At 58.7% G+C, this 22830-nt stretch carries 22 protein-coding genes; 16 read left to right on the top strand and 6 right to left on the bottom strand.

The genetic code is table 11. From position 1 onward, the window contains the following. Positions 1–36: 36 nt before the first annotated feature. The 3 genes from AB7E65_RS01890 to priA form a co-directional block, all read right to left on the bottom strand. Positions 37–702, bottom strand: a complete 666-nt coding sequence (locus AB7E65_RS01890; protein WP_072285953.1) for an NAD(P)/FAD-dependent oxidoreductase — start codon at positions 700–702, stop codon at positions 37–39. Positions 703–761: 59 nt separating this feature from the next. Next, positions 762–1127, bottom strand: a complete 366-nt coding sequence (locus tag AB7E65_RS01885; RefSeq protein ID WP_072285954.1) for a response regulator — start codon at positions 1125–1127, stop codon at positions 762–764. A 201-nt stretch (positions 1128–1328) separates the two neighbouring features. Further along, on the bottom strand, positions 1329–3524 hold the full coding sequence (gene priA, locus AB7E65_RS01880; protein ID WP_428745168.1) for a replication restart helicase PriA: 2196 nt from the start codon (positions 3522–3524) through the stop codon (positions 1329–1331). Positions 3525–3676: 152 nt separating this feature from the next. Between priA and AB7E65_RS01875 the strand changes: the two genes are divergently transcribed. Beyond that, a complete protein-coding gene (locus AB7E65_RS01875) occupies positions 3677–4600 on the top strand; it encodes a metallophosphoesterase (RefSeq protein WP_072285956.1) in 924 nt (307 codons plus the stop codon). Here AB7E65_RS01875 and aroF read toward each other — a convergent pair. After that, entirely contained in the window at positions 4503–5543 is a 1041-nt protein-coding gene (gene aroF, locus AB7E65_RS01870) for a 3-deoxy-7-phosphoheptulonate synthase (RefSeq protein WP_320361400.1), read from the bottom strand. The two genes, AB7E65_RS01875 and aroF, sit on opposite strands and share 98 nt — an antisense overlap. A gap of 426 nt (positions 5544–5969) precedes the next feature. Between aroF and trmB the strand changes: the two genes are divergently transcribed. The 4 genes from trmB (at position 5970) to AB7E65_RS01850 (ending at position 9893) form a co-directional block, all read left to right on the top strand. Then, positions 5970–6668, top strand: a complete 699-nt coding sequence (gene trmB / locus AB7E65_RS01865; protein WP_072285957.1) for a tRNA (guanosine(46)-N7)-methyltransferase TrmB — start codon at positions 5970–5972, stop codon at positions 6666–6668. Then, positions 6661–7872, top strand: coding sequence for a tRNA pseudouridine(13) synthase TruD (gene truD, locus AB7E65_RS01860; RefSeq protein WP_072285958.1), 1212 nt, complete (start codon positions 6661–6663; stop codon positions 7870–7872). The genes trmB and truD overlap by 8 nt, the downstream gene beginning before the upstream one ends. Positions 7873–8164: 292 nt before the next feature. After that, the gene (locus tag AB7E65_RS01855) at positions 8165–8953 is read left to right on the top strand and encodes an IclR family transcriptional regulator (RefSeq protein WP_072285959.1); all 789 of its coding nucleotides are present in this window, start codon (positions 8165–8167) and stop codon (positions 8951–8953) included. Between the two features lie 133 nt (positions 8954–9086). Further along, positions 9087–9893, top strand: coding sequence for an alpha/beta hydrolase (locus tag AB7E65_RS01850; protein WP_428745167.1), 807 nt, complete (start codon positions 9087–9089; stop codon positions 9891–9893). Here the strand turns inward: AB7E65_RS01850 and coaE are convergent. Further along, a complete protein-coding gene (gene coaE, locus AB7E65_RS01845; protein ID WP_428745166.1) occupies positions 9832–10464 on the bottom strand; it encodes a dephospho-CoA kinase in 633 nt (210 codons plus the stop codon). The two genes, AB7E65_RS01850 and coaE, sit on opposite strands and share 62 nt — an antisense overlap. A 141-nt stretch (positions 10465–10605) precedes the next feature. Between coaE and AB7E65_RS01840 the strand changes: the two genes are divergently transcribed. Beyond that, complete coding sequence (locus AB7E65_RS01840; protein WP_428745165.1) at positions 10606–12243, top strand: HEAT repeat domain-containing protein; 1638 nt, start codon at positions 10606–10608, stop codon at positions 12241–12243. Next, complete coding sequence (locus tag AB7E65_RS01835; RefSeq protein WP_428745164.1) at positions 12233–13564, top strand: HD-GYP domain-containing protein; 1332 nt, start codon at positions 12233–12235, stop codon at positions 13562–13564. Before AB7E65_RS01840 ends, AB7E65_RS01835 begins: the two co-directional genes overlap by 11 nt. Before the next feature lie 29 nt (positions 13565–13593). Here the strand turns inward: AB7E65_RS01835 and AB7E65_RS01830 are convergent, their stop codons facing one another. Then, positions 13594–14190 (bottom strand): HEAT repeat domain-containing protein, encoded by a 597-nt coding sequence (locus tag AB7E65_RS01830; RefSeq protein WP_428745163.1) that lies wholly within the window; start codon positions 14188–14190, stop codon positions 13594–13596. Positions 14191–14645: 455 nt separating this feature from the next. On the opposite strand from AB7E65_RS01830, the gene AB7E65_RS01825 reads away from it, so the two are divergent. The 9 genes from AB7E65_RS01825 (at position 14646) to AB7E65_RS01785 (ending at position 22592) form a co-directional block, all read left to right on the top strand. Further along, a complete protein-coding gene (locus AB7E65_RS01825; RefSeq protein ID WP_072285965.1) occupies positions 14646–15503 on the top strand; it encodes a sulfide/dihydroorotate dehydrogenase-like FAD/NAD-binding protein in 858 nt (285 codons plus the stop codon). 6 nt (positions 15504–15509) lie between these two features. Further along, the gene (gene gltA / locus AB7E65_RS01820) at positions 15510–16922 is read left to right on the top strand and encodes an NADPH-dependent glutamate synthase (protein WP_072285966.1); all 1413 of its coding nucleotides are present in this window, start codon (positions 15510–15512) and stop codon (positions 16920–16922) included. Between the two features lie 109 nt (positions 16923–17031). Continuing rightward, positions 17032–18366, top strand: a complete 1335-nt coding sequence (locus AB7E65_RS01815; RefSeq protein WP_072285967.1) for a sigma-54 interaction domain-containing protein — start codon at positions 17032–17034, stop codon at positions 18364–18366. 220 nt (positions 18367–18586) lie between these two features. Further along, positions 18587–19036, top strand: coding sequence for a NifB/NifX family molybdenum-iron cluster-binding protein (locus AB7E65_RS01810; RefSeq protein ID WP_428745162.1), 450 nt, complete (start codon positions 18587–18589; stop codon positions 19034–19036). Further along, entirely contained in the window at positions 19033–19392 is a 360-nt protein-coding gene (locus AB7E65_RS01805) for a NifB/NifX family molybdenum-iron cluster-binding protein (RefSeq protein ID WP_072285969.1), read from the top strand. Before AB7E65_RS01810 ends, AB7E65_RS01805 begins: the two co-directional genes overlap by 4 nt. 94 nt (positions 19393–19486) lie before the next feature. Further along, complete coding sequence (locus AB7E65_RS01800; RefSeq protein WP_235605458.1) at positions 19487–20371, top strand: P-loop NTPase; 885 nt, start codon at positions 19487–19489, stop codon at positions 20369–20371. After that, positions 20368–21246: an ATP-binding protein gene (locus AB7E65_RS01795; RefSeq protein WP_428745161.1), complete on the top strand. Its 879-nt coding sequence runs from the start codon at positions 20368–20370 to the stop codon at positions 21244–21246. The genes AB7E65_RS01800 and AB7E65_RS01795 overlap by 4 nt, the downstream gene beginning before the upstream one ends. Positions 21247–21297: 51 nt before the next feature. After that, on the top strand, positions 21298–21636 hold the full coding sequence (locus tag AB7E65_RS01790) for a NifB/NifX family molybdenum-iron cluster-binding protein (protein ID WP_072285971.1): 339 nt from the start codon (positions 21298–21300) through the stop codon (positions 21634–21636). Positions 21637–21734: 98 nt separating this feature from the next. After that, positions 21735–22592: an Mrp/NBP35 family ATP-binding protein gene (locus AB7E65_RS01785; protein ID WP_083558464.1), complete on the top strand. Its 858-nt coding sequence runs from the start codon at positions 21735–21737 to the stop codon at positions 22590–22592. Positions 22593–22830 lie beyond the last annotated feature (238 nt).

The following is a 22830-nucleotide window of genomic DNA, read 5'->3' as shown; positions in this document are numbered from 1 at the left end:
CTCTCCCGCGATCGATCCCGTCAACGCACGGCTGCATTATTCGCCAAGAACTTCCTTCCGGAACGCATCCAGCCCCATTTCCTGCACGAACTTGCCGATACGGCCCTTGCGGTTCTGGGACTTGAACCAGGCAACGACCTTGCCGACAATTTCGATAACCTCCTCGTCGGTAGGCACATGTTCCACGAGTTTCTGGGACAGCCGCGGCAAACCGCCGCCATTTCCGCCGACCATTACATTCCAGCCCTTGGGTGTGCCAATAAGCCCGACATCTTTGATGCAGGCTTCGCCGCAATCGTTGGCGCAACCGGAAACACCGATTTTGAATTTCCAGGGCAACTCCATGCCATGGTAGGCATTGTCCAGTTCCAGGCCGACACCGACCGAGTCCTGCTGACCACGCTTGCAGAAGGTGGTGCCCGGACAGATTTTCACGGAACGCACACACATGCCGATGGCCGCGCCCGGTTTTTCGCCAACAGCTTCCCAAACCGCGTCAAGCTGGTCTTCGGCAAGACCGACGATGGCAATGCGCTGGGCGCTGGTCAGTTTCAGGGCCTTGGCGTTGAACTGCTCGGCCACATCCGCGATTTTGCGCAGCGTGGCGGGCGAAGTGATGCCCCCGGGGATATGCGGAGCAACGGCGAAGGTTTCCTGGTCGCGCTGGACAATGGCGCCCTTTTCCAGCAGATCTTTTTTCATGATGGAATCTCCTCTTCATATAATGTGCATTGTGGAAACGGCAAAAAACCTGATCTTCTTCAGACGATAAGCCGATCAACCTGAGCCTGGAGTTCATCGAGATGAAACGGCTTGGACAAAAACCCCGCCACCTGCATTTCCTCCGCCCTGCTGCGTTCGGCTTTCTGGTCCTTGGCCGTCAGCACCAGGACCGGACATTTTTTCAAAAGGACATCGGCCCGCAGGCTGCGAATCGTTTCAAAACCGTCCATGCCCCCTGGCATCATGATATCCATGATAACGAGATCGGGCGATGTGCGTCGGGCTATCTCCAAGGCATGCTCACCGCTCTCGGCAAGCAACACCTCCCGGTCCGCGGTTTCCAGCGTGATCCTGAGCAATTGCCGGATGGTCGGCTGATCATCGACTACCAGAATTTTTTTCACGTCGCCACCCGTTGCATCGCTCCGATTGACTTGCCGTCGCCGCCTTGTCGCCCGGGCCATAATAAAGCAACTGCAATCGTGGGGCAAGACTCTCTTAACCTGAAACACCTAACCTTCCCCCTGCCCTTGTGTCCCTGAAGGGGTACCAGGCATGCCTTGCGCCAGAGACATGGGCCCGGATGTCACTGGTTTTTGCGATGCTCAGAGCATATCCAGCGGATCGACATCGACGGTCAGGATCACCGCGCGCGGCAGAGTGCGCCGCAGCCTGGCCAAATGCGCCAGAAGGTGCCGCAGAGGCGGGCGCAGAGGCGCCTTGAGCAGTATCTGATACCGGTTTTTACCGCGCAACCGCGCCAGCGGACAAGGAGCAGGACCGAGAATTTCAACCCCCAGGCCAATGGCCGCGTCCGCAAGCCCCTCTGCCAGACTTTCCGCGATCGACTCGACCTGCTGACGATCCGTGCCGGAAAAGACACAATGGGCAAGAAAACCGAAGGGCGGATACCCCAACTCCTGCCGCAGGCGCAGTTCCTCCCGGGCAAAGGCCAGATAATCGTGCCGAGCACAACAGGCCAGGGAAAAATGCTCCGGGGCATAGGTCTGCACATAGACGCGCCCGGGACGTTCGCCCCGGCCCGCCCGGCCCGCCACCTGGGTCAACAGCGTGAAGGTGCGTTCCGCGGCGCGAAAATCCGGCAGATTGAGAAGGTTATCGGTCTGCGCCACCCCCACCAGGGTTACGCCAGGGAAATCAAGCCCCTTGGCCACCATCTGGGTGCCGACCAGAACATCGATGGAGCGGTTTTCCATGGCTGTCACCAGGGACTGATGCGCCCCCTTGCGCCCGGTCGTGTCCCGATCCATGCGGGCAATCCGCGCCGTCGGCAGCAAATCGCGCAGCTCCTGCTCGAGACGTTCGGTGCCGGCCCCCTCCGGCAACAAAGCCGCCCCATGGCAGGTGGGACACTGTTCCGGCGGCGGCTGGCGATAATCGCAGTAGTTGCATCGCAGCACTTTCTGGGACAGGTAAAATGTCAGGGTAATGTCGCAATGGGGACAGCGCAAGGCATTGCCGCAATCGGCGCACAGAAGATACGGCGCAAAACCGCGCCGGTTCAAAAGCAGCAGAGACTGCTCACCGCGCTCCAGGTTGGCCAGCAGCGCCTGTTTGAGTGGTTGCGCAAGAATCCCCTCGGGGCGTTCCCGGCCCAGGTCGATCAATTCCACATCCGGGAGCGGCCGGTCAAGAACACGCTCCGGAAGCGACAGGTAGGCAAGCTTGCCCTGGCGGGCACGGTAAAAGGTGGTCAGTGCCGGCGTCGCGCTGCCCAGCAGCACCAACGCCCCCTCCATCTGCCCTCGCATCAAGGCCAGATCCCGGGCATGATACCGAAAACCGTCTCCCTGTTTGTAGCTCGATTCGTGCTCTTCATCGACTACGATCATTCCCAGTCGCCCGAGAGGCGCAAACACCGCCGAACGGGCGCCGATGACGATATCGACGTCACCGCGGGCCACGCTGCGCCAGGCATCGAATCGCTCCCCGGCGGAAAGTCCGGAGTGCAGCACCGCCAGGCAGACACGATCGCCGGCGAACCGGGATCGAAACCGGCTGACCAACTGCGGCGTAAGGGCAATTTCGGGTACCAGCACCAGAGCCTGGCGTCCTGCCTGCAGGACCTTTTCAATGGACCGCAGATAAATCTCGGTCTTGCCGCTGCCCGTCACCCCGTGCAGCAACATCGGCGCGAATCCCCCGGCATGCATCGCCTGTTCAACCTCCGCGAATACCTGCTTCTGGGCTTCGGTCATCGCCAGGCGGACATCGGCAACCGGCGGCAGGTCCGCAAAAGGGTCGCGCAAACGCTCCCGCTGCTCTTCCAGCACAAACCCTTGCCCGACGAGAGCCTTGAGGCTGGCGTGGCAGCCGGGGAACAACGCCAGCAGATCCGTGCGGGAGGCACAGGATACGCGGCGCAGATGCGCGAGCAAAGTACGCTGGCGGGGCCCGCGCGGTTCACCATCTTTTGGAGCAGGCTGATAATGGCTTTCCATCAGCACGCTGGCCTCGTTCCCCGTGGAGAGGCCGACAGGCAAGGCGGTGCGGATCACTTCTCCCAGAGGATACTGGTAATAATCCGCCGCCCGGCGAAGCAGCTCGACCATACCCGACGGAAACAAAGGTTCCTCACCAAGCACCTCAAGCAGCGGCTTCAGGCGATCCGTCTCACCCGACCTTATGGCAATGACATAGCCGATGGCGGTGCGCCGCCCCAGGGGAACTTTCACCCGCATGCCGATGCGCAACGAATCGGCCAGGGCCTTCTCGACCAGATAGGAAAGGGGTTTGTCCAAGGGGGCCGCTACCGCCACCTCTGCAACCAGTCCGCGCATCGGTTACTGCTCCTGATTCTTGTGTGACACCCCCTGTCGGAAACTTGGTCAGCAGGGGATTGGGGAGGGTTGGTCAGGTTCCGCGATCATGCTATAGTAGAGCGTCGATTTCACAGGTAACGGCAGAGCTGCCGTCAGGAGTAAAAACAACCATGCCTCGCACCCGGCTTTCCATAAAACCCCTGTCCCGGAGGCGCTTTTTGATCAGCGGGGCGACCTTGCTCGGCGGCCTGCTGGCGGCGGACGTCACCTTGCGCCAGCCACAGGCCCTGCGCGTGGAACGATACGCCTTCCACACCGCAAAGATGCCTGCGAACAAGGAATTGCGCATTGTGCAGCTGTCCGATCTGCACCTGCACAAGCCGGAAAAGTATCACGAACGCATCGCCGCGACGGTCGCGTCTCTACGCCCCGACATCATCCTGCTGACCGGAGATTTTTTTGAACAGAGCCGCAACCTGGAAGGGGTGCTCACATTTTTGAGAACCCTGAGGGCACCCTCCGGAATTTTTGCGGTACAGGGCAACTGGGAGTACTGGGCCCGCCTCGAAGGGGAAAACCTGAGACGGCAATTCACCAGAGCGAACGTCACCCTGCTGATCAACCGGCGCCGGGACATTCAGATACGCGGAGTGGCTTTGTCCATCCTGGGCCTTGACTATCCTTCCTCCGCGGATCAGGTTTCCGGCCTGGTCCATGCCAGCAGCCCCGACCGCTTCAACATCATGCTGTCCCACGTCCCGGCCTTCGACCATCAGCGGCTCGACGGGCGCATCGACCTGATTCTGGCCGGACACACCCATGGTGGGCAAATTCGGCTGCCCTGGTTGCCACCGCTGTATCTGCCACGGTTTTCCGGCGCCTTCGTCGCCGGTTTCTACAAAGTGGGCCGGAATGGCACCCCCCTGTACGTCAATCGCGGTCTGGGCACCAGTGCCTTGCCGGTTCGCTGCCTGTGCCCTCCGGAGATCACCCTGTTCAGGCTGATGGCCCCGCTACCGACGAAGCCATCCCCGCCAGGCATTCCTGCAAAAACCTCAGCTCATGCATCAACCGGCAAAACCCCTCGCCTGTAAGGCTTTGCGCACCATCGCACAAAGCCTTTTCGGGAGCAGGATGGACTTCGACCATAAGGCCATTCGCACCAGCCACCAGCGCGGCCCGTGCCATGACCGGTACCAGAAAACGACGTCCGGTAGCGTGACTGGGATCGACAATGATCGGCAGGTGGCTCAGGGACTGCACCAGCGGGATCACCGACAGATCGAGGGTGTTGCGGGTGGCGGTTTCAAATGTGCGGATCCCGCGCTCGCACAAAACAACCTGGTCGTTGCCCTCGGCCACAATGTACTCGGCCGCCGACAGAAACTCCTCTACGGTTGCGCTCAGCCCGCGCTTGAGCAGCACCGGAAATCGCAATCTTCCGATTTCCTTGAGCAAATCGAAATTCTGCATGTTGCGGGCACCGATCTGGAGCATATCGACATGACGGCAGGCCATCTCAAGCTGCTCGATACGCATCACCTCGGTCACCGCCGGCAACCCCACCTCCCGCGCCGCGACATGCAAAAACTCCAGCCCTTGCGCGCCCAGTCCCTGAAAGGTGTGAGGCCCGGTACGCGGCTTGAAGGCTCCTCCCCGCAGGATATGCGCTCCGGCCCCCTTGACCTGCCGGGCGGCTTCCAAAATCTGTTCCTGGCTCTCAATCGAGCAGGGCCCCGCCATCACCACCGGCGGGAAACCGTCACCAAGGTTTACCGAACCAACCCTGACTACCGTCGGCGCGGGATGAAAATCCCTGGATACCAGTTTGTAGGGCTTGCTGACATGGATAATCTCCATCACGCCGGGCAAATCACGGATTGTGGCATCATCCACATAACCCCGGTTGCCAAGCACACCAATGGCGATACGCTGGCCACCGGGAATCGGCTGGGCCGTCAATCCGAGAGCGGCCACAGCCTGCGCTACGCAACGAACCTGCTCTTCGGTCGCGCTGTGATGCATGACGATAAGCATAAAAAAACCTCCACGCCGGGAACGTAATATAAACAGGATGCCGCCGGACCAGAGCCGCGCAACCTTTTCCGGAAGGGCACAAGGCCCGTCCATGCTCCGAGGCTCCAGCCGCACACAAGACTGGCATAGATCCGAGCTCCGGATGGATACAGCGCAGCTTTCATATGGGAAACGAGCCATTTATTTCTTGTGGCAAGGGAATCAAGGGATTGCGCGGAACCGCACAAGCAAACCTGCGGATTGACGCCGCCACGGCGGGAAAGGGCCGTTCCCGGATGAAAACAAGACTAGCTCCGAAAGCAGTGAAACACAACTTTTTTCAGCCACGCGGACGAAGGGCCGCCTGGCTGTGGGTTGCAAAAACTTCTTGCCTTGAATAAAGTCTGCTTATATTCTACGGGCTTTTCCAAACGATCAGGATTAAACATGACACAGCGCATGATCGAAATCACATCGCCCTGGTTTCTCGCGGAGGAGACACTCGCCATCCCGACCGATTTCAGTGCGGTGTTCGGCAACAAGAATCCCCTGGCCCTCGAAATCGGCTGCGGAATCGGGGATTTCATCACGCAACTGGCAACCCGGCAGCCACAGCGAAACTTTATTGCCATCGACATCTACAACAAGGGCTGTCTAAAAACCTGCAACCGGCTCCAACAGAACGGCCTGAGCAATGTCCGCGTCATCCGCACGGAAGCACGCTATCTGCTGGCACAATTTCTGACGCCTGAAAGCCTGGCGGCGGTCTACATCAACTGTCCGGACCCCTGGCCCAAAAAGCGCCACCGCAAAAGACGCCTGGTCAATGGCGAATTCCTGCTGGCCCTGCTGCGCGCGATGCGCCCCGGCGCCGATTTGTTTTTCAGCAGCGACGTCGCCGATTATGCTCTGGACGTGGCTGACCAGCTACAGAACCTGCCCGGGTTTGAAAACCGAATGTCAGCCCCCGTTGCATTTGAACTGGCTGACTACCCCTTATCAAAATACATGCGCCGGTTTCTGGCCCAGGGTCAGCCGATCCATTTCATCCACCATCGGCGGCGGGTCGGCGACACCGGCCACGCCATGCCCCCGCAGCCGGTGAGCAGGGGATTTCGCAGTGCCTGGAGCGAACACCATGCCTAGATATCTGACGGCGAACTTTCCCGGCATCGGGGGAACCATTAAAACATCTCCCGAAGACTTTCTGGTGGAGGAACTGCCACTCTACCCTGCCTGCGGCGAGGGGGATCACCTTTATCTCGAGGTGGAAAAACGCGGCCTGACGACCTTTGAATTGCTCAAACGCCTCGCACGCGCGCTCCAGGTCAATGAAAGGGACATGGGCTACGCCGGGCTCAAGGATGCCCAGGCCACGACGCGGCAGTTCATCTCGGTGCCGGGATGCCCTGAAGAGCGCGCCCTGGCCCTCGATCTTGATGACATACGCATTCTTTCGGCCCGCCGGCACCGCAACAAGCTGCGCCTGGGGCATCTGGCCGGCAACCGCTTCACAATCACCGTGCGGCAGGTTGACCACCAGGCCCGGGAAAAGGCCCTCGACATACTGCATGTGCTGCAAATGGCGGGTGTACCCAACTTTTTTGGAGAACAGCGCTACGGCGTGCTGGGTAATTCGCACAGGATCGGCCAGGCCATCGTGCGCCAAAATTATGCAGAAGCCATCGCCCAGATCATCGGCGATCCGGAAAAAATCACCAACCCGGACTGGCAGCATGCCGCCCGACTGTTTTGCGCCGGCCGCCTGAGCGAAGCTGTGGCCGCCCTGCCCCGGCGGATGCGCCACGAGCGCGACCTCATAACATGCCTGCAACAGGGCGCCTGCGCTGAAAAAGCGCTTCGCCGCCTGCCCGCAAAGCTGTTGCGGCTGTATCTGTCCGCCTATCAGTCACACCTCTTTGACCGCCTGGTAACCATGCGGTTGGACAGCCTCGACACGCTCTGGCCCGGGGATCTTGCCTACAAGCACGACAACGGCGCCTGCTTTCTGGTAACAGACCCGGCCGCGGAACAACCCCGCGCCGACCGCCTGGAAATCAGCCCGTCGGCCCCCCTGTTCGGCTACAAGGTCAAATTGGCAGAGAGCCAGGCCGGCATTCTCGAGCAAGCACTTCTGAGCAAAGAAGCGATCGACCTGAAAGACTTTCGCATCGGCACCGGGCTGTCCATGCCCGGCGAACGCAGACCTTTGAGAATCCCCGTTGCCGAAATCGACGCGCGTCAGGAAAGCGACCAACTGATCTTGTCCTTCGTTCTGCCAAAAGGCTGTTTCGCCACCACCGTGCTACGGGAAATCATGAAAACGGAACAGCAGCATCAAGCCCCCTGAAACTGGCACGCCACTTGCTCACCCATCTTGGTTCCGCCTGCAAATCAAAAGTGGTTCCGCAAAAAAACGGTTAAAGCGCACCACAGAAAAAAGGTCAGGGAAATACCCATGGTTATTGTTGACATTTGTAAAACATGATTTTATATTCAAAAAAATATTCATTCGAGTATTCTTGCGAAAAGGCGGGGAAGATTTTAGAACAACCGGCTCCCCCCTCCCAGACAACACGCACCCCTAACATTACATTCATCCGGCATTGGCCGGCAATCTGCACCCAAGAGGGATCCGAAACATGGCAAAAAAAGAAAAATCCGAGTATATGATTCAAGCGGTATCGCATGCCCTCGACCTGCTTGAACAATTTCACGGCGACGATGTGGACGAATTGGGCGTTACGGAACTCAGCAAGCGCCTAAGATTACATAAAAACAATGTTTTTCGGCTTTTGGCGACGCTTGAATCCCGTGGATACATCGAGCAGAACAAAGTTACGGAGAACTATCGCCTGGGGCTTAAATCTCTTGAACTCGGCCAGACTTTCATCAAAAAGATGGGCCTGCTGCACCAGGCCAAGCCGGTACTCGACAGTATCGTGGAGGCGTGCAACGAAACCGCCTATCTGGCAATTTTCAAGGAAGGCCACATCGTCTACCTTGACGTGGTCGAAACACACCTTACGGTGCGCGTCGTCTCCCGCGTAGGCTCCCGCCTGCCGGCATATGCCACCGCCGCCGGCAAAGTGCACATGGCCTACATGTCGGAAGAAGAACTGGACAACCTGCTGCCCACGGAAGAACTAAAGGCCTATACCGAATACACCATCACCGACCGCGGCAAGCTCAAGGAAAACCTCAAGGAGGTCACGGAAAAAGGCTATGCTCTCGACAACGAGGAACTCGACCTCGGAGTCCGCTGCGTAGCCGCGCCCATTCGTGACTACACCCGCAGGATCATCGGTTCATTGAGCATTTCCGGACCGTCCATCCGGTTTACCGACGAACGTATCCAGGAAGAACTCATGCCTCTGGTGGTCAAGGCTGCTGACGAACTCTCCACCCGCCTGGGTTTTCATAAAAGCTGAAAACTACCGCCAACCGTACCACCGGAACATATGCCAGCAGCCCGAAAATGTTCCGGGCTGCACCATATAGAGCCGTTTTTCACGTTGCGTAATGTAACAGGGGAAACGGCTCATCGCTTTTTGCGGAGCAAGCATGACACGCGGGAAAAAAAATGCACCGGGTTGCCCCCAGCCCATCGCAGAAAACCAGGCATTTCAGCTGCGCCCGGCACAATCAGGCAAACCGGGCGTGCTGCTGATACACGGTTTTACCGCCTCCCCCTGGGAAATGCGCCCCCTGGCAGAGCATCTGTGCGGGTCCGGGTACCATGTCGCTGCCGTCCGCCTGCCGGGACATGGCACCAGCCCCGAAGACCTCTGCCGGCGCCGCTGTGAGGAATGGATCGCGGCAGCCCGCGAAACTCTCGACATCCTGGGCAGAGAAGTTGGTCAGGTCCACGCTATGGGTTTGAGCACCGGAGCCCTGGTTTGCCTGGCGCTGGCCGCCGAGAGGGAGCTATGCAGCATGGTCCTGCTGTCGCCTTTTCTGGCCATGCAGCACCGGCTTGCGCCTCTAACCGGCCTGCTGCGATATTTCCGCACTTACCAGCACCGCGAGCTGCCCGATCATCTCTCTCCATATTATTACGACCGCCGCCCCCTGAACGGCATCTATCAGATCTGCCGACTGATCGGCAAAATCAAACCGCTCCTGCCCCGCATAACCACGCCGACCCTGGCGATCAACGCCCTTGGCGACCGCACGGTCCGCGCTGAAAGTGGCTACGCCCTGTTTCAGCGACTGTCCAGCCCTTGCCGGGAATACCACATGTTCGGCCCCGGGACCGGGCATGGCCTGGCCGCCCCCGACCAGCCATCCTGGCAAGCCATGCTGGACCTCATTCTGCGTTTTCTGGCCGCACTGGACCCTCCCCGGCCATTGAAACCAGGCGCGCCATAAGTAGCACCACCTGGCGACGGGTTTGTGCCAGGGTGCCGTTGTTATCGATGACATAGTCAGCACGGCGAATCTTTTCCGGCAGGGGCATCTGGGAGGCGATGCGCGCGCGCGCGGCGGCTTCGTCCAGATGATCGCGGGCCATCAGGCGCCGCAACTGAATATCTTCCCTGACTGCGACGACCGCCACGGCGTCGACCTGTTTGTCGGCGCCAGCTTCAAACAACAACGGCGCATCATAGATGACAATCCGAGCGCCGTGTTCCGCCAGTTCGGCAAACCGCTGACGGGCCAGTTCGGCGATGGCGGGATGGGTTATGCGATCAAGGTCACGGCGCGCCCGGGAATCGGAAAAAATCGTTTGCGCCAGCCAGGACCGATTCAAGGACCCGTCCGCGCAAAGCACCGCGTCGCCGAAACGCTCAACAAGACAAACCAGAACAGGCGCACCGGGTGTCACAATCTCCCGAGCCAGGCCATCGGCACCGACCACGTCAGCCCCCAACTCCCGAAACATCTTTGCCACAACACTCTTGCCACTGCCAATGCCGCCTGTCAAACCCAGAATCATCATGGCAACTCCTTTCAGACCGCCTCTTGCCTACCGCTCGCCGATGGCCTATTTTGCCCGACACAAAAGCTATTTACAACCACCGCACGAAACGCTAAGGTAAAGATTCAATTAAAAAACACAAGTTTTTCTGGAAACGGCCCCGTGACCACAGAAAGCCCCCCCCAACAATCTCTGGACCTGGCGCTGGCAGCCCTGACCCGCTTGATCAAATTGATCAAGGCGGTACGTTTCTACCCACCCGAGCACCCGACCCTCAAACTGGTTGGAGACGAAACACTGGAAGCATTTCGGCCCTTGCTGCAAAACGGCAACCTTGCGGTAACGGTGCGAAAGGACGGGATTCTGCACCAGGGCGAAACAATCGGGCGCTCCCACGGGGGAATCCGTAGCCTGGCGCACTTTCTGTTTGCCAGGCGCATCCAACAACTGCTATTCCTGCCCGAACTGACGGTCAGGGACCTGATGGTGTTTTCCCGGAATGTGGTTCGCAAAACCTCTGACATTCAGCAGCAGGGCGGCCTGCAGGAAGCGCTGCTGGCGGAACAGGCCACAGGCATATGGATCAACGAGATCGACCTGTCCGTCATACGCGACGTCAAACAGCGGCTGCAACAGCGGGAAGAGGCCCTTTCGGCCGGCAGCGAAGAAACTTCCGAATCGGAGAACAAAAGCGACAACCCGATGCTGCATCAGGAAGGTATAGCAACTGAAGCATGCCAGGAAACTGCCTTCGACAAACACCTGCTCGACCAGTTATCTCTGGAACAGGTCCTCGTCCAGCTTCCCCGGGAAGCCTCGGAAAACCGTTTCCGGCAACTGCTCGGCGTGCTTCCGGACCTGGTGCGCCGGCAGCTTGTCAATAAGGATCTGACTCTGGTTCTGCAGACCTATCGAACACTTGCCGGACTACACGGCAACCGGCGAATCAACCAGTCCCGGCGAAGTGAAATCATCAAGTGTCTGGACCTGCTGACCCGACCCGACATCATCGCCTTTTTGATCGAAGCCCTGTGCAACCGTACCTCGGCAAAGAATCTGCGGTTGCAAACCATGCAAACGCTCATATTCTTGCGCTACAGAACCATCCTGCCACTCATCGAGCGACTGACAGAAGAAAATGATCCGCTGGCACGCAAATTCCTGTCGACAGCATTGGTGGAGATCGGCACTCCCGCCGTACCCGACCTGCTCAGGATCATGACGGACGAGCGCTGGTATGTGATCCGCAATATCGTCGCCATTCTGGGGCAGATCGGAAGTCAGCACGCCGTGCCCTATTTAAAGCCCCTGCTGTGGCACAAGGATCTGCGCATTGCTCGGGAATCGGTCCGGGCTCTTGCGCGAATCGGAGGCGCGCAGGCGCTCGAAGCCCTGCTGCAACTGATTGACAGCGGGCAGCAAGACCTTTATCCTCAAGCCATCATTGCCCTGGGCATCATGCGCGATCCGATGGCCGTATCAAAGCTGGTCGGGATCATGACATGCCGCGATCCATTTCGGAAAAAAACCGAAATGAAAATTGCAGCCATAAAAGCGCTGGGCCGCATCGGTTGCATCGATGCGGCCCCCGACCTGGAACGCATGGCGAAGCGCCGGTTTTTCTGGAGCGACAGACGGCGCGCCGCGCTGCGTATTCAGGCCATCGCTGCACTCGGCCAGATCCGCGCTCCTGCTTCACGTCCGGTATTGGAAACCATCAGCCAGGAGCGCGATCAGCGTATCGCCCAATGCGCGGCAAGAACACTGAAACTGTGGCCGGACCGATATCATGCATCTTGATCCCCTGAAACAACTTGCCAACAATCTGTCCGGCGCACTCAAAGGGCTGCGCCTTTACCCTGTCGAACATCCGATCATCCAGAAACAGCTGCGCGAAACAGCGCGCGCAGCGGGCACCCTTTTACAGGAACATGAACATCTGCGCATCGGCGTTCTGCAGGACACCCTGTTTATCAACGACCACCTGTTTGCCGATCCGCATCCTGCCGCGGAGAGCTTGTGCCGCCTGTTTCAGGAAAAGCAGATTGCCGGGCTGGAGTTTCTGAAGGGCATTCCAGAACTTGAGTTCCGGCATTTTCTGCAGTTCATGAACAGCCCGGCTCTGGGCCAGGAAGATTTTCAGGCACTGTTCGACAAACACCAGGTGCGCCATATCCGGTTTCTCCCGGATGAAGCCGAGGAGGACGATGACCGCCAATCCGCGCGCAAAATCTTCGGCCGGGCGCTGAAGGTGGTCAACACTATTTTCAAGGATGTGCGCATGGGCCGCATTCCGTCCTCGGCTGAAGCTCACAAAGTCGTCAAAGACATGGCCCGCATGACCCTGGCCGACCCCCATGCACTGCTGGCTTTGAGTCTTCTGAAAAATTACGATAATTATACCTTCACCCACTCTGTGAACGTGTCCGTCCTTGCTCTGGCCATCGGCAGGGCAGCCGGTTTACAGGAAGAACAACTGCGCATTCTTGGCATCGGCAGCCTGCTGCACGATATCGGCAAACTTAAAATCGATATATCGATCATCAATAAACCGGGCAGGCTTTCTGAAAGCGAATTTGCCGAAATCCGCAAACATCCACGCATCGGAGCCGATATAATTCAGCAAATGGGGGATGTGATCGAAGCGGCAATCGCCATTGTCCTTGGGCACCACCTGCACTTCGACCGCAAAGGCTATCCCGGCGATGTCACAATCAGCGGATCCTACGACCTGATCGACATGACCACCATCGCCGACAGCTATGACGCCATCACCACCCTGCGCCCCTATCAGCGTCCCACCACCCCGCGCGAAGCCATCAGGCATCTGATGAAAGAATCCGGAACCATGCTGCATCCGGACTATCTGAAAAAGTTCGTCGCCTCCCTCGGCACGTACCCGGTCGGAACCCTGGTGCGCCTCGACAGCAACGAAATCGGAGTCGTTGGCCGCGTCGGCATCGACAACCCCGATTGCGTCCAGGTGAAAATTCTGTTCGACGGCGCAGGTGCGCAGCTGAATCAACCGAGGTTGATCAACCTTGCCGCGGACGAAAAAAAACGGATCGTTTCCGAAGTCGATCCGTTCCTCAAGGGCGTCGATGTCGTCGACTACCTGTAGTGCGCAATGGCCAGATTCAAGGTCAAGGCTCAACCTTCAGCCGTAACCGGCGCCGCCCCCCCCAAACAGCCCAGAACCTTCATGGCAGTACATCTTACCCGGGTTCTGCTGTCGTCCGCCAGGCGCAGCACGGCGCCTTCGGCTTCGGCAAAACCGATTCGTGCCAGCGACTCCAGCGCCGCAACAACCAGTTCCTCGTCTTCATCCGCGAGCGCGGCCGACAGACAGGGCACAAGGCGGCGATCACAGAAATTTCCCAGAGCGGTTGCGGCATGCACCCTCACCGCCGGGTGTGGATCCTTGAGATGACGCACAAGAAATTCCAGCACCTTGATATGCCTTTTTTCACCAAGCACCTGAATAGCTGCGCAGCGCAGGTCGGCATCGGCGACCCTGAGCGCCGCCAGCAAAGGCGGAAAAACCTTCGGACTGTGGATTTTTTCAAGCGCGAAAATAGCCCGCACCTGCTGGCCACGATTCCCGGCCCTGAGAACCTGAAGGATATCATCCAGGCTCTGCACCGCTTCCAGGCGCTCCAATGCCTCGGCCGCCGCCACCCGGACCTCCTCATCCGTGTCGCGCAACGCTTCCTGCAAAACCTGTCGCCGGCGTTCCAGCATCACCATTCACCTTTTCTGGTTATCACGGCATGGTGCGAAACCGATCGGCCCCCTCCACCTGACGGCAGATAATCACGCATGCCCGAAATAGAGTCAGCATAAAACAATTCCGAAAAACGTAGCAGAAAAGCTCCCGGCAAACAACGCCCCAGAATAAAAACATCGTTTTATCTCTTCGGGAAGTCTGCCATAATGGCCGAAAAGCCAGGCCGCAGCACGGAAAAACCGCACACGAAAGAGAACCTTTCCTATTTCAGGGCGCACACCGTATACAATAAATTGTCCGCAACGCAACGTATTGGTTGAATTGCCCCTGCCAAACTGCTATGATCCGCACGTTTACTTTTCCGCTTGACTGCCTGTTTTTTGGGCTAAAACCCGCAAATCCGGCAAATTTTGATTATTTTTTAAACTTGAGTGCGGAAGTTTTAGCCGACCCTTCTCAACCTGCTGGAGAGAACATGTTCGAAGTTCTGCAAAACGACATATTGGCGCCCAACGTGCACCGCATGGTCATTCGCGCCCCGCGCATCGCCAAAGCCCGGCAACCGGGCCAGTTTGTCATTGTCCACCCTGAAGCGGGTGGTGAGCGCATCCCCCTGACCATTGGCGATGCCGATCCGCAGGCTGGCACCATCACCCTGTTTATTCAGGCGGTCGGAGCTTCGACCCTGAAGATCGTCAACACCCCCGTTGGGAGCTCCCTGCGCGACATCGCGGGCCCCTTGGGCAAAGCGACCGAAATAGAACAATGGGGACGGGTTGTCTGTGTCGGCGGTGGCCTTGGCACCGCGGTTCTGTATCCTCTGGCCAAAGCCCTTGCGGAAGCCGGCAACGAAGTTACCACCATTATCGGGGGGCGCTCCAAGCCATTCATCATTCTGGCCGATGAACTCGGTGCGTTTTCCAATGAAGTGCTCGTCGCTACCGAAGACGGCAGTCTCGGCCGGCAGGGCTTTGTCACTCACGTCCTGCAGGAACTGATCGATGCCCCGGACAGGCGTCCGGCCGCGGTGTTCGCCATCGGCCCGGTGCCGATGATGCGCGCCGTCGCCGAACTCACCCGCCCGTATGGCATCAAAACCATCGTCAGCCTCAACCCCATCATGATCGATGGCACCGGCATGTGCGGCGGATGCCGGGTAAAGGTCGGTGACGAAACCAAATTCGCCTGCGTCGACGGCCCGGAATTCGACGGCCATCTGGTCGACTTCGGACTGCTGATGGACCGACTGTCCATGTATCGGGACACCGAAGCCAAGATTCTGGCGGAACTGCCCGAGGAACTGCGTGAAAAAATCATCAAGGTGAAACGATAATCCATCATGACAAATGAGTTGAAACCCAAAGAACGCATGGCCATTGATCGGGTAAAAATGCCCGAACAATCCCCCCGGCGCCGCATCGGTAATTTTGAGGAAGTCAACCAGGGTCTCACCGAAGAGCAGGCCATTCAGGAAGCGAAACGCTGCCTGCTGTGTAAGTCCCGCCCTTGTGTGGCCGGCTGCCCGGTGCGCGTGCGCATCCCTGATTTCATTGCCGCCCTGGCCGAGGGCGACCTGCCCGAAGCGGCGCGCATCCTGTTGGCGGACAACACCCTGCCGGCCGTCTGCGGACGGGTCTGTCCACAGGAAACCCAGTGCGAACAGGTCTGCGTACGCGGAGCCAAGGGGGCGCCGGTGGCCATCGGCTACCTGGAAAGGTTTGTTGCCGATTGGGCGCTTGCCCATCCTGACAAGCTGCACAAGGAAATCCTGCCGGCACCCACGGGCAAAAAAGTCGCCATCGTCGGTTCTGGACCGGCCGGGCTCACCATGGCCGGCGAACTGGCGCGCAAAGGGCACGCCGTGACCTTGTTCGAGGCGCTGCACGATACCGGCGGAGTGCTGCGTTACGGCATTCCCGAGTTCCGCCTGCCCAAGCGCATCGTCGATATCGAGGTGAAACGCCTTCAAGACATTGGTGTGCAGATCGAGTGCAATGTGGTGGTCGGTAAAACCGTCACCCTCGATGAACTGCGTCAGGAATTCGATGCCGTGTTCATCGGCAACGGCGCCGGCCTGCCGGTAATGCTCAACATTGACGGCGAAAACCTCAAAGGGGTCTACTCCGCCAACGAATACCTGACTCGGGTAAACCTGATGGCGGCCTGGCGCGACGACGTCCCCACCCCGATCATTCGTGGCAAGCGGGTGGCGGTCATCGGCGGAGGCAATACCGCCATGGATGCGGTGCGCACATCCCGGCGCCTCGGCGCGGAGCGCTCGATCATCGTCTACCGGCGCACCGAGGTCGAAATGCCGGCCCGCGTCGAGGAAATCCACCATGCCAAGGAAGAAGGCATCGAATTCCTTCTGCTGGCGGCACCGCTTGAAATTCTCGGCGATGAAAAAGGCTGGGTCAAGGGACTGCTTTGCCAGCGCATGCAGCTGGGCGAACCCGACGCTTCCGGCCGGCGCCGCCCGGTGCCCATTGAAGGCGACACCTTCGTTCTGGATGTCGACGTGGTGGTCAACGCCGTCGGCACCCGTGCCAACCCGCTGCTGACAGCGACGGCACCCGATCTCAAACTGAACAAGTGGGGCAATATCGAAACCGACGAGCGGGGCGCCACCAGCCTGCCCGGCGTGTTTGCCGGCGGCGACATCGTGCGAGGCGGCGCCACCGTCATTCTGGCCATGGGCGACGGCAAAATGGCAGCCCAGGCCATCGACGAGTATCTGAAACAACAGAATTGATGCCACCCCAACAACCCGTATCGAAGCCCGTACCGTAAAGGTACGGGCTTTTTGCTATCCGGGATGCCCCACACTGGATCTTCACCGAAAAATTGGCTATGCTGGGCGTATGAGTGAACATACCTGCGATTTACAAGAGCACCTGTCCACAATTCTTGACAGCGTTGCCGACGGCGTTTTTACCGTCGATAGCGAAATGCGCATAACCTGGTTCAACCACGCTGCGGAACGCATTACCGGATTCAGCCGCGAAGAAGCCCTGGGGCAGCGCTGCTGTGAAATTTTCCGCAGCTCCATCTGTTTTTCCGAATGTCCTGTGCGCAAGGCCATGGCCACGGGCTCCAACGTGGAAAACCGGGAAATCGACATCCTCGATCGACACAATCGTGAAATCCCCATCTCCGTGTCGGCCTCGGTGCTGCGCAATACCCGGGGAGAGCCGGTTGGCGGCGTTGAAACCTTTCGCGACCTGAGCCGCATCCATGCTCTGCAGAAAGAGGTTTCGGAAAAGCATCGTTTCCAGGACATGGTCAGCCGCAACCCCGTCATGCGCAAGCTGTTCGATGTTCTGCCCGACATTGCGGCCAGCCAGGCCACTGTTTTGCTTCAGGGAGACAGCGGCACCGGCAAGGAACTGTTTGCCCGGGCTCTCCACAACCTCAGTCCCCGCCGTCACCACCCCTTGGTGATTCTCAACTGTGGCGCCCTGCCGGAGCAATTGCTCGAGGCTGAAATCTTCGGAGTCCGCAAGGGAGCCTACACCGGCGCCACCGAAGACAGGCCCGGGCGTCTGCAGCAAGCCGAAGGGGGCACCCTGTTTCTTGATGAGATCGGCGACCTGCCCCTGCCCCTGCAGGTAAAATTGTTACGCGTTCTTGAAAATCGGGAGTATCAGCCACTGGGCGCACGGCGCCCGCGCAAAGCCAATGTGCGGTTTCTGGCCGCCACGCACCAGGACCTGGAATCCATGGTGAGGCAGAAACTTTTCCGGCAGGATCTATACTTCCGCCTCAATGTGGTCCCGCTACGCATCCCTGCCCTGCGGGAGCGCAGCGAGGACATCCCGCTGCTCCTCGACATGGCCCTGGACCGGTTCAATGCCCTTTACGACAAAAAACTGCGCGGATTTAGCCCGGAAGCCCTGTCTGTGCTGATGGACCACGACTACCCCGGCAACATAAGGGAACTTCTCAACATCGTCGAACGTGCAGCCATACTGTGCCGTGGAGAATGGATCGAGCCTGAGCACCTGCCCACAGGGCTGCGCACCCCGCCTTTGACCCGCAAAAACGACGAGAACAGATCACCCGCAACCCCCTCCCGCTCCCAACTGCACGCATTGCTGGCGCAATGCAACGGCAATCGCGCCGCCGCCGCTCAAAAACTTGGAGTTAACCGCACCACGCTATGGCGCTGGCTCAAACGACTGGAAACAGGCGATTGACCGTTGCAAATATACGCAACAAGTGCAACACCCAATGCAACGCTAAAACCTATTGTTTTTAAACAACAAAGTTCTAAATGCTGCAGCATTGCAACGAACAGCACCCATGCATAATTCCGAAAGAATCCCTACCAACCATCCCAACATGCCGTTTTTACTCGTATTTTAAAATCTTCCGCTTTGATAAAACTTGGCATGATCATTGTTATAAAAGCAGGTCATGGACCCGCACTCCCCACAAACATTAACGTGCCGCATCGCCTTGCCCTGTTATGAAAACAGGGTCATGCCCCGTTTCGGCATGGCTCGAACCTTCATCTTTGCGGATATCAATCGCAGCAAAAAACAGATCACGGCCATTACCGAGAAGAACTGGGAGTCAAGCCAACCGATGGACCTGCCGGCATGGCTGCAACAGCAGCGCGTCGAAGGGGTATTGTGCGGCGGCATTCACCCCCGTTATCAAATCGCTCTCGAAGCCAAAGGCATGTGGGTGGCGTGGGGATTCCGCGGAGAAATAGAAGCGGTCCTGAACCAGTGGCTCGATGCCGAAAAGCACCCTGACAGTCTGGCCGATGGCTTTGGTTTCGTGAGTTGTTGCCGGATACAGCATGCAGCGGCATCAAACAAAATATCAAACACCCCCTGCCCAAGGAGAAAAAAACCATGAAGATTGCCATCACCGCCCAAGGCCAAACTCCCCAAAGCACCGTGGATCCGCGCTTCGGTCGCGCCGCCTGGTTGTTGATCCACGATGATTGCGACAACAGCTGGGAAAGCATCGACAATATCGCCGGGCGTGACACCGCCCATGGAGCCGGCATTCAAGCCGCGCAAAAGGTTGCGGACCATGGCGTGGAAGCGCTGATTACAGGAGCCATCGGACCCAAGGCCTTTACCTCCCTGACGGCCGGCCGCATACGTATCTATCATGGTGCGACCGGCACCGCGCAAGAGGCCCTTGCCGCCTTCAAGGCCGGCAAACTCAAAGAGGCCTCTGAACAGGATGCAACGGGCGGGGTTTGAGCGCACCCCCATCAAGCAGAGCGCCCGGGCACTGCAAGCTCACTTGCCGCGACCTGCGGACAGTCGCCCGCGCCCCTCGAACCATGGATTCGCCATGCCAATAAAAATCGCGATCGCCAGCGGCAAGGGCGGTACCGGCAAAACCACTGTCGCCACCAACCTGGTGCGGATGGCGGCCCAAAGGGGCTACCAGGCAGCCTATATTGACTGCGACGTCGAAGCTCCCAACGGCCACCTGTTTTTGCGTCCTGAAATAACCCAGCGGGAAGTAGTGCGTGTGCCGGTTCCGGCCGTGGATGAGAAACGTTGCGACCACTGCGGCGAATGCGCGCGCTTCTGCCAGTACCACGCGCTCCTGTGCCTGCCCGAGCAGACCCTGCTGTTTCCTGAACTCTGCCACGGTTGCGGGGGCTGCCGGCTGCTCTGTCCGAAAGACGCTATCCAGGAGACAACCAGGGACATCGGCTATTGCCAGTCAGGCCGTGCGGATCAGGCTGATTTTATATCCGGGTGTCTGAACATTGGAGAGGCAAAAAGCCCACCGTTGATTCGCGCCGTCAAAAGCCGGATGCCGACCACGGGCATGGCCTTCATCGACTCGCCTCCCGGCACATCCTGTCCGGTGGTAGAGAGCCTTCGCGACTGCAATTTCGTGGTTCTGGTGACCGAACCGACGCCCTTCGGCCTGCACGACCTCGGCCTGGCGTTCGACATGGTACGACTACTGGATATCCCCTGCGGGGTGGTGATCAACCGTGCCTCCGACAACGACCGGGAAACCCTGGCCTGGTGTGAAACGCGGCAGTTGCCGATACTGGCCAGCCTGCCCGACGACCGCAAAGCGGCCGAGGCCTACTCGCGCGGCAAACTTATCGCCGATGCCGTGTCCGGCTTTGCACAACCGTTTGCCGAACTGCTGGATACCCTGCTGTCATTACCGCAGGTTGCCTGCCACACCGTAAGCGGAGAGCGACCATGAAACAGCTGACGGTTATCAGCGGCAAAGGCGGTACTGGCAAAACATCGGTGACAGCCTCCCTGGCGGTGCTGACGGAGAAGGTGGTAATGGCCGATTGTGATGTGGACGCTGCCGACCTGCACCTGGTCCTGGCTCCGCGGATTTTGTCCCGGCAGCCCTTCAGCGGCGGCAAACAGGCCTGGATTGACGCATCCATCTGCGCAATGTGCCGGCACTGCGTGGAACTCTGCCGATTCGAAGCCGTGCATTGTTCAGGGGAGACCTGCAGCATCGACGGCACAGCCTGCGAGGGCTGTGGCGTTTGTGCCCGATTCTGTCCAACCGGAGCAATCCGTTTCGAGGATGCCCAAAACGGTGAGTGGTACCTTTCGGAAACGCGGGTCGGTCCCATGGTTCATGCACGGCTGGGAATTGCCGAGGAAAATTCCGGAAAACTGGTTTCGCTGGTAAGAGACGAAGCCCGCAAAATTGCCAACCGGCAACAACGCAATACCATTATTATCGATGGCTCGCCGGGCACCGGGTGTCCGGTTATCGCCTCCATCACCGGCACGGATCTCGCCTTGCTGGTAACGGAACCGACCCTGAGTGGTCTGCATGACATGGAACGTGTCGCCGATCTGACCGAGCACTTTCGGATTCCGACGATGATTGCCATCAACAAATGGGACATTAATCCGGAACTGACCTCGCGCATCGAGGCAACCGCTGCCCACCGCCATCTCATGGTGGGTGGAAGGATTCGATATGACCGATGCGTCACTGAAGCACAAATCCGGGGCCGGGCCGTGGTCGAGCTGGCCGAAGCACCAGCCGCAGCCGACCTCGAAAATCTGTGGCACTCGGTACAAAAAGTTTTGCACCCTGGAACGTAAAAATCCCGTACTGCGAACACCATGTTCCGCAACAACAAAGGAGAACCTATTATGAAAATCGCCATCCCCCTGGTCGGAGGAAAACTCAGTCAACATTTCGGTCACTGTGAGGAATTCGTCCTGCTCGAAATCTGCGCCGATGCCAAAACGATTACCGGAAAAAGCCTGCACCAACCGCCACCCCATGAACCGGGCATGCTGCCCCGCTGGCTCAATCAACTCGGCGCCGAGGTAATCATTGCTGGTGGCATGGGCCGGCGCGCCCAGGAACTTTTCACGGAAAACGGCATCAAGGTGGTCGTTGGCGCAGCAGCGGACGCCCCTGAAAAGCTTGTTAACGCCTATCTGCAGAACACTCTGGAAGTCGGAGAAAACTGCTGCGATCACTGACAGAAACCGGCCGCCAGATGGGCGGAACATTGTTGTCGCCGCCACGAAAATGCAACTTATTTCCCAATGGCGGTTCTGAGAAGAAGGAGAAAAGGATTATGGATTCATGCACCTCATCCGACCAATGCGCCTCCGGGCAACCATCCGCATGCGAACTGCAAGCCAAAATGAAGCAACGCCTTGGACGCATTAACCGCAAGATTCTTGTCATGTCAGGCAAAGGTGGCGTCGGCAAAAGTTCCACGGCCGTGAACCTCGCTCTGGCGCTGGCCCAGGAGGGTTATGCGGTGGGACTGCTTGATATCGACCTGCACGGCCCCAGTGTTCCAAAAATGCTCGGTTTGGAGGGGAAGCAGCTGAGAAACGGACCCGACGGACTTCTGCCCATCGAATATCTGCAAAACCTGAAAGTTATTTCGGTAGGATTTCTGCTCAGCAGCGACGATGAAGCCCTGGTTTGGAGAGGCCCGGCAAAAACAGGGCTCATCCAGCAGTTTCTGCGTGACGTGCAGTGGGGTGACCTGGATTTTCTAATTGTGGACTGTCCGCCCGGCACCGGCGACGAACCCTTGACCGCCGTCCAGACGCTGCTGGGAAATGATCAGAACAGCGGCGCGGTTATCGTCACCACGCCCCAGGAAGTCGCCCTGCTTGACGTGAGAAAATCAATCACCTTCTGCCGACGTCTGGAGATGCCGGTCCTCGGCGTCATCGAAAACATGAGCGGTTTTGTTTGCCCCAAATGCGGCGAAGTCATTGATATTTTCAAATCGGGCGGTGGCCTCCAGGTTGCGGAGAGCATGAAGGCTCCGTTTTTGGGCAAGATTCCCATGGACCCGGCCATGGTACAGGCCGGCGACAATGGCAAACCCTATCTTGCCCTGCGAGGGGAAACGGAAACCAGCAAAACCTATCGCCAGATTGCCGCCTCCCTTATGCAAAGTCCCGCCAATTAGTCTTCAGCCAGAAACGGCTCTTTTCCGCCGTGCGGTGTCATTCCGGAGTTTGCGGATGGCACCATTCGGCCGCAGCAGGCCCCGCCCCGGGCGAGCCAGCCCGGGGCGGGCTCGCCCGACCTGCCCATTCGCTCCTTATTTTGGAGGCTTCTGCACGGGCACCCTACTCTTTCTTCCATATACGCCGCCGGCAAAAGGTACGATGAGTCCTAAAAAAAGGACCTGCCGGTTGGCAGGT

Source organism: Syntrophotalea sp., from assembly GCF_050253115.1.
Lineage (GTDB): Bacteria > Desulfobacterota > Desulfuromonadia > Desulfuromonadales > Syntrophotaleaceae > Syntrophotalea > Syntrophotalea acetylenica.
Note: the sequence above shows the minus strand (reverse complement) of the source record. Positions and strands in the feature narration are given on the sequence as shown.

Coding starts and splice junctions, on each gene's coding strand:
- AB7E65_RS01890 (WP_072285953.1), bottom strand. CDS start 702: ATGAAAAAAGATCTGCTGGAAAAGGGCGCCATTGTCCAGCGCGACCAG.
- priA (WP_428745168.1), bottom strand. CDS start 3,524: ATGCGCGGACTGGTTGCAGAGGTGGCGGTAGCGGCCCCCTTGGACAAA.
- AB7E65_RS01875 (WP_072285956.1), top strand. CDS start 3,677: ATGCCTCGCACCCGGCTTTCCATAAAACCCCTGTCCCGGAGGCGCTTT.
- aroF (WP_320361400.1), bottom strand. CDS start 5,543: ATGCTTATCGTCATGCATCACAGCGCGACCGAAGAGCAGGTTCGTTGC.
- trmB (WP_072285957.1), top strand. CDS start 5,970: ATGACACAGCGCATGATCGAAATCACATCGCCCTGGTTTCTCGCGGAG.
- truD (WP_072285958.1), top strand. CDS start 6,661: ATGCCTAGATATCTGACGGCGAACTTTCCCGGCATCGGGGGAACCATT.
- AB7E65_RS01855 (WP_072285959.1), top strand. CDS start 8,165: ATGGCAAAAAAAGAAAAATCCGAGTATATGATTCAAGCGGTATCGCAT.
- AB7E65_RS01850 (WP_428745167.1), top strand. CDS start 9,087: ATGACACGCGGGAAAAAAAATGCACCGGGTTGCCCCCAGCCCATCGCA.
- coaE (WP_428745166.1), bottom strand. CDS start 10,464: ATGATGATTCTGGGTTTGACAGGCGGCATTGGCAGTGGCAAGAGTGTT.
- AB7E65_RS01835 (WP_428745164.1), top strand. CDS start 12,233: ATGCATCTTGATCCCCTGAAACAACTTGCCAACAATCTGTCCGGCGCA.
- AB7E65_RS01830 (WP_428745163.1), bottom strand. CDS start 14,190: ATGGTGATGCTGGAACGCCGGCGACAGGTTTTGCAGGAAGCGTTGCGC.
- AB7E65_RS01825 (WP_072285965.1), top strand. CDS start 14,646: ATGTTCGAAGTTCTGCAAAACGACATATTGGCGCCCAACGTGCACCGC.
- gltA (WP_072285966.1), top strand. CDS start 15,510: ATGACAAATGAGTTGAAACCCAAAGAACGCATGGCCATTGATCGGGTA.
- AB7E65_RS01815 (WP_072285967.1), top strand. CDS start 17,032: ATGAGTGAACATACCTGCGATTTACAAGAGCACCTGTCCACAATTCTT.
- AB7E65_RS01810 (WP_428745162.1), top strand. CDS start 18,587: ATGGACCCGCACTCCCCACAAACATTAACGTGCCGCATCGCCTTGCCC.
- AB7E65_RS01805 (WP_072285969.1), top strand. CDS start 19,033: ATGAAGATTGCCATCACCGCCCAAGGCCAAACTCCCCAAAGCACCGTG.
- AB7E65_RS01800 (WP_235605458.1), top strand. CDS start 19,487: ATGCCAATAAAAATCGCGATCGCCAGCGGCAAGGGCGGTACCGGCAAA.
- AB7E65_RS01795 (WP_428745161.1), top strand. CDS start 20,368: ATGAAACAGCTGACGGTTATCAGCGGCAAAGGCGGTACTGGCAAAACA.
- AB7E65_RS01790 (WP_072285971.1), top strand. CDS start 21,298: ATGAAAATCGCCATCCCCCTGGTCGGAGGAAAACTCAGTCAACATTTC.
- AB7E65_RS01785 (WP_083558464.1), top strand. CDS start 21,735: ATGGATTCATGCACCTCATCCGACCAATGCGCCTCCGGGCAACCATCC.